Origin of the sequence: Janthinobacterium aestuarii (assembly GCF_051380835.1) — a bacterium.
GTDB lineage: Bacteria > Pseudomonadota > Gammaproteobacteria > Burkholderiales > Burkholderiaceae_D > Janthinobacterium > Janthinobacterium aestuarii.
In genome coordinates this window covers 207,886-220,273 of the sequence record NZ_JBNYXU010000002.1, presented here as the reverse complement: position 1 = coordinate 220,273, position 12,388 = coordinate 207,886, and the positions used below count along the sequence as shown (strand labels likewise).

Below are 12,388 nucleotides of genomic sequence, written 5' to 3'. Positions count from 1 at the left end.
ATGATGGAAGGGCCTGGTGGCTTACCGATGCGGCGGCGTCAGCACGCTGGCGATCGCCTTCGGCAACGTTTCCGGATAATCGCGGCTGAAGTGCAGGCCGCGGCTTTCGCGGCGGGACAGGGCGCTGTTGACGATCATCGAGGCCACGTCGACGAGGTTGCGCAGTTCCAGCAAATCGTGCGTGATGCGGAAGTTGCGGTAGTACTCGTCGATCTCTTCCTTCAAGAGCGCGATGCGGTGCTGGGCCCGTTCCAGGCGTTTCGTCGTGCGCACGATGCCCACGTAATTCCACATGAAGCGGCGCAGCTCGTCCCAGTTGTGGGAAATCACCACTTCTTCATCCGCATCCGTGACCCGGCTTTCATCCCAGTCGGGCAGATACGGCGTGCCCAGCTTTTCCTTGCTTTCGATGTCTTGTGCGCAGGCACGGCCGATGACGATGCATTCCAGCAAAGAGTTCGACGCCAGGCGGTTTGCGCCATGCAGGCCCGTGCACGCCGTCTCGCCGACCGCATACAGGCCCGGCAAGTCGGCGCGGCCCGACAAATCCGTCACGACGCCGCCGCACGTGTAGTGCGCGGCGGGGACGATGGGGATAGGCTGCTTGGTGATGTCGATGCCCAGTTCCAGGCAGCGGGCGTAGATGGTCGGGAAGTGTTCGATGAGGAATTCGGCCGGCTTGTGGCTGATGTCCAGGTGCACGTAATCGAGGCCGCGTTTCTTGATCTCGAAGTCGATGGCGCGCGCCACCACGTCGCGCGGCGCCAGTTCGGCCCGCTCGTCGTGGGCCAGCATGAAGCGCGTGCCAGCGGCCGCACCCGCTTCAGGCGGCAGTTTCAGCAAGCCGCCTTCGCCACGGATGGCTTCGGTAATCAGGAACGATTTGGCATACGGGTGATACAGGCAAGTCGGGTGGAACTGGATGAATTCCATGTTCGACACGCGGCAGCCGGCGCGCCAGGCCATGGCGATGCCGTCGCCGCTGGCCGTGTCCGGATTCGTTGTATATAAGTATACTTTGCCGGCGCCGCCCGTGGCCAGCACGGTGTGCTCGGCGGCAAACGTCAGTACTTTACCGGTTTGCTCATCCTGTACGTACAGGCCATGGCAATGCGGTTGCGCGTTGCGCTGGGTCGGCTTCATGCCCAGCTTGTCGGAGGTGATCAGGTCGATGGCGCAATGGTGTTCGAACAGGCTGATGTTCGGGTGGGCGCGCACCTTTTCTTCCAGGGTCACTTGTACGGCGTGCCCGGTGGCGTCGGCCGCGTGGATGATGCGGCGTTGGCTGTGTCCGCCTTCGCGGGTCAGGTGGAAACCCAGTTCGGCCGTGGCGTCGCGCGTAAACGGCACGCCTTGCTCGATCAGCCATTCGATGGCTTCGCGGCCGTGCTCGACGATGTAGCGCGTGGCGCTCTCGTCGCACAGGCCGCCGCCCGCGATCAGGGTGTCTTCGATGTGCTGCTCGTAACTGTCGCCCGAGTCCAGCACGGCCGCGATCCCGCCTTGCGCCCAGTTGCTGGCGCCATCGAGCAGCGCGCGTTTGGAAATGATCGCGACGGTGCGCGTCTCAGCTAAATGCAGTGCAACCGATAAACCCGCCAGGCCACTGCCGACAATCGCTACATCAAATTTCATGACATTTATCTTTTTTTAGGGGAAGCATACTATATGCCATTTCCCCTCATTCGGTAATGTATTGAGATAAATTCTGCAAGCGAAAGATAGCTGGGGCTGTAGCTTGTGGCGCATCAATGTCTTCTTGGAACAGTTCGCCATGATGGCAAGACCAGCAGCGGGCCGCCTTGCGCGCGGCCTGATGCTTTTTGCCGCAGGGGGAACCATGATCCGCATCTTCAGCCATTATGTCTCGAAAACAGCGTTTATCCTGCTGTTGCTGGAAATCCTGATCCTGCTGCTGTCGGCCACCCTGACGTCCTTGCTGTGGCTGGCGGATGGCAGCCACTTGGTGCGGGCGGGCGAGGTCTACCTGTCGTCCTCGATCTTTGCGCTGGTCATCGTCTTGAGCATGAGCGCGCTGGGCATGTACCAGCACCGCTCGCGCGAAGACATCCGCAACACTTTATTACGCATCCTGCCGTCGTTCGCGCTGGGTTTTGCCGTGCTCAGCGTGTTGATACGCTTCATTCCAGCCCTGCATTTCGGACGCGGCAGCGTGCTGATCTTCGGCCTGGGCGCCATCGGCGTGCTGCTGGCGCGCCTGCTGGTATTCAAATCCTCGCAATCGGCGCTGATGAAAGGCCGGCTGATCCTGGTGGGTGGCGGGGCGCTGGCGCGCGAGTGCATGGACTTGGCGGCCAGCAAGATCGGTTTCCACCAGTTTACGGTCGTCGGCTGCATCGATGTGGCAGGCGAGCAATGCTGCGTACCGGCCTCGGCCTTGCTGCCGACCGGACCGTCCCTGCTGGCCACGGCCCAGCGCCATGCCGCGCATGAGATCGTCGTGTCCGTCAGCGACCGGCGCAATGGCGCGTTTCCTGCCAAACAATTGCTGGAATGTGCGCTGGGCGGCGTCAAGGTGATCGACGCGGCCACGTTTTTCGAGCGCGAAGCGTGCCAGATCCGCATCGACTCATTGCAACCGAGCTATCTGATCTATGGCGGCGGCTTCGACCAGAGCTTTTTCCGCGCCACGTCGAAGCGTTTGTTCGACCTGGCGGCCAGCGGGGTCATCTGCCTGGCGTCGCTGCCCGTGATGCTGGTAACAGCCCTGTGCATTCGCCTGGAAGACGGCGGCCCCGTGTTCTATCAGCAAGAGCGGGTGGGGCGCGACGGCATGGCTTTCAATGTGCTGAAATTTCGCAGCATGCGCTGCGACGCCGAGCGCGACGGCACGCCCATCTGGGCGCTGGCCAACGATGCGCGCATCACGCGCGTGGGCAATCTGATCCGCAAGCTGCGCATCGACGAGCTGCCGCAAATGCTCAATGTGTTTCGCGGCGAGATGAGTTTTGTCGGACCGCGCCCCGAGCGCGCGTATTTTGTCGAGCAGCTGAAGGAGCAGGTGCCGTACTACAACATTCGTCACAGCATCAAGCCGGGCATCACGGGCCTGGCGCAGGTGCGCTATCAATATGGCGCCTCCGTCGACGATGCCGTCAAGAAGCTGCAATACGATTTGTATTATGTAAAAAACAATAGCCTGTTCCTCGACCTGCTGATCCTGCTAGACACGGTGCAGGTAGTGCTGTTTGGCAAGGGCAGCCGATGATGCGGGACCAGTCGGACTGGCTGGCGGCACCCGACACGGCGGCTCTCAGCCATGGCCTGGCGTCGCTGACTTTCTTCGTGCTGGCGCTGCTATTGATCAGCAACTGGCGCGCGCGGCAGAACGTGCGCGCCTTGCTGGTGGCGTGCCTGGCGACGGGAGGCTGGGCGACGGGCACGGTGGTGCTGGTGCTGCTGGGGCAGCGCATCGCGCTGGCCGGCGACGCGCTCGAATTGCTGCGCACCCTGGCCTGGCTGGTGTTCCTGCTGCTGTTGATTGAACCGTCGCGGCCCCGTTTGCGCCTCGTGCTGGCCGGCATCGTCCTCACGGCGCTGGCACCGTGGCTGCTCTCCATGGCCTCATCCTGGCTGGCGCTGCCTTTGCCGGCGCGGCTCATCGCCAGTGTTTGCCGTTTGCTGCTGGCCGTGCTGGGCATGTTGCTGGTGGAACAGTGGTACCGCAACACGCCGCCTTTGAAACGCTGGGGCATCAAGTTTGCGTGCCTGGGTGTAGGCGGGCTGTTCGCCTACGATTTCTATCTGTACAGCGACGCCTTGCTGTTTCGCGCGGTCAATGACGACATCTGGGCCGCGCGCGGCATCGTCGACGCCCTGTGCGCGCCGCTGCTGGCCGTCTCGGCCGCGCGCAATCCGGGCTGGGCGCTGGGCTTGTCCGTTTCGCGCCAGATGCTGTATCGCTCGGCCGCCTTGCTGGGCTCGGCCATCTATTTGCTGGCCATGGCGGCCAGTGCCTATTATCTGCGCTATTTCGGCGGCACCTGGGGTTCCCTGATGCAGATGGCTTACCTGGGCGGCGCGGCCTTACTGCTGGCGGGCGTGCTGTTTTCCGGCAGCCTGCGCGCCAAGCTCAAGGTGTATATCAATAAACATTTTTACAATGCTATCTTCGACTACCGCGAGGAATGGCTGAGATTTACGCGCGCGCTGTCGGAAGACGGGCCAGCCCTGGGCGAACGCACGATACAGGCCATGGCGCAGCTGGTGGAAAGCCGCGCCGGCGCGCTGTGGATATTGCGCGAACAGGGACAATTCGCCCCGGCGGCCAGCTGGAACTGGCCGCCGGGCACGTGGAGCGAGCCGGCGCTTGGCCCCCTGTGCCAGTTCCTGGAAGCGCGGCAGTGGGTGATCGACGTGCCCGATTGCCGGCACAATCCGCGCCAGTACGGCGGCTTGCGCTTGCCGCCCGCGCTGCTGGCGCTGCCCGATGTGTGGCTGCTGGTGCCATTGATGCTGCATGGACAGCTGTTCGCCTTTGTCGCACTGGCGCGGCCCCGCACGCACATCAGCTTGAACTGGGAAATTCTCGACGTGCTGAAAATTGCCGGCAGCCAAGCCGCCAGCTACCTGGCGCACCGCGAATCGCTCGACACCCTGACGGTGGCGCGCCAGTTCGACTCGTTCAACCGCATGTCCACCTTCATCGTGCACGACCTCAAAAACCTCGTGTTCCAGCTGTCGCTGCTACTGAGCAATGCGGAAAAGCACCGCGCCAATCCGGCCTTCCAGGAAGACATGCTGGGCACCCTGGACCATTCCGTGCAGAAAATGAAGACCTTGCTGCAGAAACTGGCGCGCGGCGAGGCGCCGGAAGCGCCCGCGCCGCTGCTGCTCGACGGCTTGCTGCGCCAGGCCGTGGCCGCCAAGGCGAGCCTGGCGCCGGCGCCCCGGCTGGAAATCGTCGATGGCGAGCTGACGGTGCTGGCCAACCGCGCGCGCCTGGAGCGGGTACTGGGCCACTTGATCCAGAACGCGATCGAGGCGACGGCCAGCGATGGCAAGGTGGCCGTGCGGCTGCGGCGCGAGCGGCACACGGCCGTCGTCGAGCTCGACGATACGGGGCAGGGCATGAGCGAGCAGTTCATCCGCGAACGCCTGTTCAAACCGTTCGATACGACCAAGACGGCGGGCATGGGCATCGGCGTGTTCGAAAGCCGCGAATACCTGCGCGAAGTGGGCGGCAGCCTGGACGTGCGCAGCGAACCGCAGGTGGGCACGACGTTTCGCGTGGTCCTGCCGCTGCACGCGCCTTTGGGGTCAGACCCGCCGGGGGAAATGCGCCTGGATGAGGCGCATTCCCATCCGCAAGGACTGACCCAAATTTCCGCAGCGTCATCCACTGACAGTAGGTGATCGTATGGCGAAACAAAAACTGCTGGTCATCGAAGACGACCCCGGCCTGCAAAAGCAGTTGCACTGGAGTTTTGACGGCTATGACGTCTTGCTGGCGGGCGAGCGCGAGGCGGCGCTGGCGCTCGTGCGGCGCCACCAGCCAGCCGTGGTGACGATGGACCTGGGCTTGCCGCCCGACCCGGACGGCGCCACGGAAGGCCTGGCCACCCTGCAGCAAATCCTCGCGCTGGCGCCGGACACGAAAGTCATCATCCTCTCCGGCAACCAGGAGCGCGCGCATGCCTTGAAAGCCATCGCCCTGGGCGCCTATGATTTCCACCAGAAGCCGTTCGAGGCCGACATGCTGGGCCTGGTCATCGCCCGCGCGTTTTATCTGCACGCGATGCAGCAGGAAAACCGCCGCATGCTGCAGACGCAGGCGGATTCGCCGCTGGCCGGCATCGTCAGCCGCGACCCGGGCATGCTCAAACTGTGCCGCAGCGTGGAAAAGGTGGCGCCCTCGTCGGCCAGCGTGATGCTGCTGGGCGACTCGGGCAGCGGCAAGGAACTGATTGCGCGGGGACTGCACGCGCTGTCGAGCCGCCATGCGCAACGCTTCGTTGCCATCAATTGCGCGGCCATTCCTGAAAACCTGCTCGAGAGCGAGCTGTTCGGCTATGAGCGGGGAGCGTTTACGGGCGCGGCCCGGCAAACCCTGGGCAAGATCGAACTGGCCCACGGCGGCACTTTCTTTCTCGATGAAATCGGCGACATGCCGATGGCACTGCAGGCGAAACTGCTGCGCTTCCTGCAGGAGCGGGTCATCGAGCGCGTCGGCGGACGCGCCGAGATTGCCGTCGACGTGCGCATCGTCTGCGCCACGCACCAGGATTTGAAGGTGCTGGCGGAACAGGGACGGTTTCGCGAAGACCTGTTTTATCGCCTCAGCGAAATCGTCCTGCGCATTCCGCCGCTGCGCGAGCGGGCCGGCGATGCCGCCCTGCTGGCCCACCATTTCAAGAACAAGTTCTGCGCCAGCGAAGGCCGCAGCAACCTGCATTTCAGCGCCGGCGCGTTGCAGCTGATCGAAAGCTACGGCTGGCCCGGCAATGTGCGCGAAGTGGAAAACTGCATCAAGCGGGCCGTCATCATGAGCGACGGGCCGCAGATCGCCGCCGATGACCTGGGCTTGCCCGCCAGCGCCCAGGCGACGCCCCACGATGAACCGCTGAACCTGCGCCAAGCTCGCGACGGGGCCGAATACAAGGTCATGGTGCGCGCGCTGGCGCGGGCCGACGGCAATATCGCCAAGGCGGCCGAACTGCTGGGCGTGAGCCGGCCCACCTTGTACGACCTGATGGGCCATCACGGCATCAAGTCGCAGGTGAATAGCTGAATGTATTAAAAATCAAGATTGTGTAAGGCGTCGCACATACGCTGGCGCCGCCATGGCGCATCCTTGCCTCATCTACAACAAGGAGGCGCCATGAACGCGATCAATTTATTGATGCAGGACCATAAGGCCGTGAAGGCCCTGTTTGCCCAATATGAAGGCTTGAGCGACCGCTCATTTGCCACCAAGAAAAAGCTGGCCGACCAGATCTGCCAGGAACTCACCGTGCACACGCAGCTGGAAGAAGAAATCTTCTACCCGGCCGTGCGCCGCCCCATCCACGACGGCGACCTGATGGATGAAGCCCTCGTCGAGCACGCGAGCGCCAAGGAGCTCATCGCGCAAATCGCCGCCATGGACCCGGCCGACGACCTGTACGACGCCAAGGTCAAGGTGCTGTCCGAGCAGATCGAGCACCACGTCAAGGAAGAGGAGGGCGACATGTTTCCCAAGGTGCGCGAGACGGCCGTCGACCTCGACGCGCTGGGCCAGGAAATGGCCGCGCGCAAGGAACAGCTGACGGGCGTGGCCGCCTGAACGGCTTAAAAAATCAACAACCAAGGGAGTATTCCATGCAAGCTACACAATTGTCCGTGTCGGACCTGAACAATCCGGGCGTCTCCTGGGGCGCCGTGCTGGCGGGCGCGGCCGCTGCGGCCGCCTTGTCCTTCATCCTGCTGATCCTCGGCGTGGGCCTGGGTCTGTCATCCGTGTCGCCATGGTCGTTCAATGCGACGGCCATCGGCGTGTCGACCATCGCCTGGCTGGCCTTCATGCAACTGGCCGCCTCCGGCATTGGCGGCTACATGGCGGGCCGGTTGCGCGTGAAATGGAGTGCCATCCACACGGACGAAGTGCACTTCCGCGATACGGCGCACGGCTTGCTGGCCTGGGCCGTGGCCACCCTGATCACCGTGGCTGTGATGGCCGGCGGCACGCGCGCCGTACTCAGCGGCGCCATCGATGCGGGCAGCGGCGTGGCGGCGGCGGTGTCCCCAGCCGCGGCTGCGGGTGCGGCTGGTGCGAAGGCGGACGAGGGCGGCGGCGCCAATCCGCTCGACTATTTTTCGGACATGCTGCTGCGCGCACCTGCCGCACCTGCCACCGCTACTGCCACCACCGGCACGCTGGCGGTACCTTCGGCCAATGCCAGCACAGCCGACCAGCGCGTGGAAACCGGCAGGATCTTCGCGACAAGCCTGTCCGCAGGCAGCCTGGCCGCCGATGACCGCGCCTATCTGGGCCAGGTCGTGGCCAGCCGCACGGGTCTGACGCAGGCCGAAGCGGAAGCGCGAGTCGACGCCGTCTACGGCCGCGCCGCCAAGGCCGCCGCCGATGCCAAGGCGCGTGCCCAGCAAGCGGCCGACACGGCCCGCAAGGCAGGTGCCCACACGGCACTGTGGATGTTCGTCGCCTTGCTGCTCGGTGCTTTCGTGGCCAGCCTGGCGGCAACGTTTGGCGGCCGCCAGCGCGACCATGAGCGCGTGCTGCGCCACGTCACCATCTGAACCCCTGTATCTATAAACCATATAAAATCAAGGAGTCCTCCATGCGTTCCATCCTCTTGCTGCTGCTGGGCATTCCATTGCCCATCGTCATACTGATCGCCCTGTTCGTGCGCTGACAAGACCAACACAAGACCCGGTGCCCGCTGCAAGGTGGGCGCCGGTTTTTGCGAGAAAGCGGGCGCATGTGTAAGATGGCGCCATCTTTCCACCGAGACTATCCATGACCTTGACCGCCATCCGCCCCTTGCTGAAAACCGCCGCGATCGCTGCCTTTGCTTGTACTGTGCTGGCCGCGTGTTCCACCCTGATTGGCCCGCGCGACGTGAATGTGTCGCTGAGCAAGATGCAGCAAGGCCTGGAGCGCCGCTTTCCCATCGACAAGCGCGTGCTGTCCGTGCTCGACGTCAAGCTGACCCACCCACAACTGTCGTTGCAGCCCGAGCGCGAACGGGTGGCCCTCAGCGTGGACGCCAGCGTTTTGCCGCCGTTCATCCGCCAGAGCTGGCGCGGCAGTCTGGCCATGTCGGGCCGCCTCGTGCTGGACGCCCAGCGCAACGCCGTCTACCTGAGCGAGGCGAGCGTGGACAAGGTGACCATCGACGGCATGGATGAAGCCCAGCAGCGCCAGTTCGCCAAGATCGCCAGCCTGGTGGCAGACCAGCTCATGCATGAAACGCCGATCTACACGTTCAAGCCCGACGAACTGCGCTATGCAGGTGTGCAATTCGTGCCGACTCAGCTCAGGACCACCAGCAATGGATTGACGGTGACGTTCGAGCCGGTGAAGTAGGCTAGGCCTCGAATGCAGGCAAGCTGATTTGCGTTGCCGTGTTATTGCGCGGCGTCGCCTCTTCGTGGAACAGGTCTGCCAGGTATTCGCACAGCGCATCTGCTTGAATATCGTCGGGAATAATGAAATCGGCGGGCCGGCGCTTGCCTTCCGCACCGAGATAGAATGCGCGCCATGCTCCCGGCATCCCCCGGATGCCAATCAGCGTGCCGAAAACATTGAACCTGAATTCCTGCATCAGTCTGCTCCAACAAAACAAATGGTTTGAATGTGCCGCGATAGGAAGAATTGCGTAAAGCACCGCGACATAACCCCGATATTTATTGTGCTATAGTAACATTTACTTAACTTGGGGCGGGCGATGATGAATATCAGCACGGTGGGAATCGAGCCTGGGGCATTATCGGTCGCGCAAGGCCGCAAGACATCATCGGACAAGACATCGTCGGACCAGGCGCAGGCCACCCGGGCGCCGGCCGGCGCTGGCGCCGTGGCGGACGACGTCGTGATTTCCACCCTGGCCGGGCGCCTGTCGAAGGCCGCGACGGCCACCAGCGCCACCGTCCAGGATTACGATCATGCGGCGCTGGGTGTGTGGGTGAAGGACAATACGACGGAGATTCTCTATCCGCTGGACGCGGAACACAAGGCGGCCGCCGCCAGGCAGGTGCCGGAACCGAATGACGCGGCATCGGCAAAGTCGGCCGCTGCCGCCACCGCGTTTGTCGACAGGAAGGGGCCCAACCCCTTTGCTGGCTTGTCGCGCGAGCAATTGTCCACCATTTCGAACGATGACAGCGGGACCTTTACCATCAACGAGCGGCGTGCGGCCTTTACGCAGGCATACGATGAAGAACAGGCCTGGCGCACCCAAGTCGTGGCGCAAGCCATGCAGGAATACAATACCACCGGCAAGATGACCAACTTCTTCAAGTCGGTGCTGGGCCATTTCAATACATTGCCCCAGCTGGAGCAATCGCCATATCCAGCCAGTTATGCGAGCGACCTGGCAGACAAGATCAAGCTCGATTTTAATTATTTCAATCATGCGGCCGGCGATGGCGGGCCAACGCCGGGCTCGCTTGCAGACCTGCTGAAAAATCAGGGTAAAAAGACCGTGGACCTGTTCGATCTCCTGATCCGCTGATACCTGGAATTGTTCAACTGTCATTGTTGCGCGGCAGGCTGGCGGACTATAATCCGGCCTCCCATGCCTGGACAAGCATGTTCCCCAACATGAAGTGAAAACAATTAAAGGAATCTTCGTGAAACGCTCACTTATCAGCGCCGGCTGCTGCGCCTTGCTCGCCTTATCTTCGCCCTCGCTGTACGCCCAGCAAGGCGCTACCGCCGCCGCACCCGTCTCCGGCATCGACATGAAAACCCTGGACCCGGCAGTCAGCCCCAGGGATGATTTCTACGGCTACGTCAACGGCGTCTGGACCCGCAATACGGAAATCCCGGCCGACAAATCCGTCTGGGGCACGTATATCGAATTGCGCGAAATCGCCCAGGGCCAGTTGCGCGGCCTGATCGACGCCACCGTGAAAAATCCCGGCAAGCCCGGCAGCGAGGCGCACAAGATCGCCGACCTGTACACGAGCTTCATGAACGACAAGGCGCGCAATGCGGCCGGCTTCAAGCCCCTGCATGCCGAACTGGCCCGCGTTGCCGCCATCAAGGACAAGAAAGACTTGCCGGCGCTGCTGGCCTACCTGCAAGGCAATGGCGTTGCGACGCCGTTTTCCGCCTATGTGGCGCCCGATGCGCAAGACCCCGAGCGGTACACGGTCAACATCAGCCAGTCCGGCCTGGGCTTGCCCGACCGCGATTACTATCTGAAGGATGACGACGCCAAGCTGCAAGCCGTGCGCGCCAAATACCTCAAGCATATCGAGACCATGCTGGCCATGAGCGGCGACAAGGCCGCTGCCGAACACGCGGCGCAGATCCTCGACATCGAAACGCGCCTGGCGGCAGTGCAGTGGACGCGCGTGCAAATGCGCGACCCCGTCAAATCGTACAACCGCGTCGATTTCGACAAATTCGCGGCACTGGCGCCGGCCTTCGACTGGAACGCCTACTTTACGGCCGCCGGCCTGGCGCCCAAGGCATCCTCGGCCGTCGTGCGCCAGCCCAGCTTCATGACAGGCTTTTCCCAGACCGTGGCCGCCGTGCCGCTGGCATCGTGGAAGAGCTACCTGAACTGGCGCATCATCGAAAGCTACGCTTCTTACCTGGACAGCGCGACAGTCAAGGAGCGCTTCGCCTTCGACGGCACGGTGCTGCGCGGCGTGCCGCAAAGCGAACCGCAATGGCAGCTGGCGCTGCGCTTCACGGATAACGCCATCAGCGACGCCGTCGGCAAGCGCTACGTGCAAATGTATCTGCCGCCGGAAACCCGGCCCCGCGTGATGGTCATGTTCGACAATTTCGTCGCCTCGTTCAAGGATGGCATCGAACAGCTCGACTGGATGGGCCCGGAAACCAAGAAGGAAGCCCAGCTCAAGCTGGCAGCCTTGAAGCCGAAGATCGCCTACCCGGATACCTGGCGCGACTACAGCAGCATGAAGACGCAGCCGAATGACCTGATCGCCAACGTGCGCGCGGCGCGCGCGTGGAGCCGCCAGCAAAACCTGGCCAAGCTGGGCAAACCGGTCGACCGCGACGAATGGTCGATGACGCCGCAAACCGTCAACGCCAGCTACAGCCCGGCCCTCAACGCCATCACGATCCCGGCCGCGATTTTGCAGCCGCCATTCTTCAACGTGAAGGCGGAAGATGCCGTCAATTACGGCTTGCTGGGCATTACGTTTGGCCATGAGATCAGCCATGCCTTCGACGATTCGGGCAGCCAATATGATGCGAAGGGCCGCCTGCGCAACTGGTGGACGGCGCAAGACCGGGCCGCCTTCAAGGCGCTGGCCGCCGGCCTCGTCAAGCAATACGGCGCCTACAGCCCCGTGCCGGGCTACCACATCAATGGCGAACTGACATTGGGCGAAAACATCGGCGACAATTCCGGCCTGTCGATCACCTACAAGGCGTATCAGCGCTCGCTGGGTGGCAAGCCGTCGCCCGTCATCGATGGCCTGACGGGCGAACAGCGCCTGTACATCGGTTTTGCGCAGAAATGGCGCGCGAAACTGCGTCCCGAAGCGGCCATCGCCCAGATCAAGAGCGACCCGCATTCGCCGGGCGAATTCCGCGCCAAGGGCACGGTGAAGAACCAGCCCGGCTTCTACGAGGCGTTCGGCATCAAGCCGGGCGACCCGATGTATCTGCCGCCCGAGCAGCGCGTGATCATGTGGTAAGCAGATAGGGTAGTTGGGCAACCGCGCC

At 63.0% G+C, this 12,388-nt stretch carries 10 protein-coding genes; 8 read left to right on the top strand and 2 right to left on the bottom strand.

Features of this window, described 5'->3' with window-relative positions; translation table 11 throughout:
• Window positions 1-21: 21 nt before the first annotated feature.
• Window positions 22-1,635, bottom strand: coding sequence for an L-aspartate oxidase (gene nadB / locus ACQ4WO_RS07195; protein WP_436480820.1), 1,614 nt, complete (start codon window positions 1,633-1,635; stop codon window positions 22-24).
• Window positions 1,636-1,840: 205 nt separating this feature from the next.
• Between nadB and ACQ4WO_RS07190 the strand changes: the two genes are divergently transcribed.
• The 6 genes from ACQ4WO_RS07190 (at window position 1,841) to ACQ4WO_RS07165 (ending at window position 9,046) form a co-directional block, all read left to right on the top strand.
• A complete protein-coding gene (locus tag ACQ4WO_RS07190) occupies window positions 1,841-3,229 on the top strand; it encodes a TIGR03013 family XrtA/PEP-CTERM system glycosyltransferase (protein WP_436480819.1) in 1,389 nt (462 codons plus the stop codon).
• Window positions 3,226-5,376, top strand: coding sequence for an XrtA/PEP-CTERM system histidine kinase PrsK (prsK, locus tag ACQ4WO_RS07185; protein ID WP_436480818.1), 2,151 nt, complete (start codon window positions 3,226-3,228; stop codon window positions 5,374-5,376). The genes ACQ4WO_RS07190 and prsK overlap by 4 nt, the downstream gene beginning before the upstream one ends.
• A gap of 4 nt (window positions 5,377-5,380) precedes the next feature.
• Window positions 5,381-6,751 carry a PEP-CTERM-box response regulator transcription factor gene (prsR, locus tag ACQ4WO_RS07180; RefSeq protein WP_436480817.1) on the top strand — a complete coding sequence of 457 codons (1,371 nt, stop codon included), beginning with the start codon at window positions 5,381-5,383 and terminating at the stop codon, window positions 6,749-6,751.
• A gap of 90 nt (window positions 6,752-6,841) precedes the next feature.
• A complete protein-coding gene (locus ACQ4WO_RS07175; protein WP_034748516.1) occupies window positions 6,842-7,285 on the top strand; it encodes a hemerythrin domain-containing protein in 444 nt (147 codons plus the stop codon).
• Between the two features lie 35 nt (window positions 7,286-7,320).
• Window positions 7,321-8,256, top strand: a complete 936-nt coding sequence (locus ACQ4WO_RS07170) for a hypothetical protein (protein WP_436480816.1) — start codon at window positions 7,321-7,323, stop codon at window positions 8,254-8,256.
• Window positions 8,257-8,476: 220 nt separating this feature from the next.
• The gene (locus ACQ4WO_RS07165; RefSeq protein ID WP_436480815.1) at window positions 8,477-9,046 is read left to right on the top strand and encodes a DUF1439 domain-containing protein; all 570 of its coding nucleotides are present in this window, start codon (window positions 8,477-8,479) and stop codon (window positions 9,044-9,046) included.
• Window position 9,047: 1 nt separating this feature from the next.
• Here the strand turns inward: ACQ4WO_RS07165 and ACQ4WO_RS07160 are convergent, their stop codons facing one another.
• Window positions 9,048-9,284, bottom strand: a complete 237-nt coding sequence (locus ACQ4WO_RS07160; RefSeq protein WP_436480814.1) for a DUF7661 family protein — start codon at window positions 9,282-9,284, stop codon at window positions 9,048-9,050.
• Window positions 9,285-9,407: 123 nt separating this feature from the next.
• Between ACQ4WO_RS07160 and ACQ4WO_RS07155 the strand changes: the two genes are divergently transcribed.
• Together ACQ4WO_RS07155 and ACQ4WO_RS07150 are read left to right on the top strand one after the other, a co-directional pair.
• Window positions 9,408-10,193 (top strand): hypothetical protein, encoded by a 786-nt coding sequence (locus ACQ4WO_RS07155; protein ID WP_436480813.1) that lies wholly within the window; start codon window positions 9,408-9,410, stop codon window positions 10,191-10,193.
• Between the two features lie 118 nt (window positions 10,194-10,311).
• Entirely contained in the window at window positions 10,312-12,360 is a 2,049-nt protein-coding gene (locus ACQ4WO_RS07150; RefSeq protein WP_436480812.1) for a M13 family metallopeptidase, read from the top strand.
• Window positions 12,361-12,388 lie beyond the last annotated feature (28 nt).

Coding starts and splice junctions, on each gene's coding strand:
- nadB (WP_436480820.1), bottom strand. CDS start 1,635: ATGAAATTTGATGTAGCGATTGTCGGCAGTGGCCTGGCGGGTTTATCG.
- ACQ4WO_RS07190 (WP_436480819.1), top strand. CDS start 1,841: ATGATCCGCATCTTCAGCCATTATGTCTCGAAAACAGCGTTTATCCTG.
- prsK (WP_436480818.1), top strand. CDS start 3,226: ATGATGCGGGACCAGTCGGACTGGCTGGCGGCACCCGACACGGCGGCT.
- prsR (WP_436480817.1), top strand. CDS start 5,381: ATGGCGAAACAAAAACTGCTGGTCATCGAAGACGACCCCGGCCTGCAA.
- ACQ4WO_RS07175 (WP_034748516.1), top strand. CDS start 6,842: ATGAACGCGATCAATTTATTGATGCAGGACCATAAGGCCGTGAAGGCC.
- ACQ4WO_RS07170 (WP_436480816.1), top strand. CDS start 7,321: ATGCAAGCTACACAATTGTCCGTGTCGGACCTGAACAATCCGGGCGTC.
- ACQ4WO_RS07165 (WP_436480815.1), top strand. CDS start 8,477: ATGACCTTGACCGCCATCCGCCCCTTGCTGAAAACCGCCGCGATCGCT.
- ACQ4WO_RS07160 (WP_436480814.1), bottom strand. CDS start 9,284: ATGCAGGAATTCAGGTTCAATGTTTTCGGCACGCTGATTGGCATCCGG.
- ACQ4WO_RS07155 (WP_436480813.1), top strand. CDS start 9,408: ATGATGAATATCAGCACGGTGGGAATCGAGCCTGGGGCATTATCGGTC.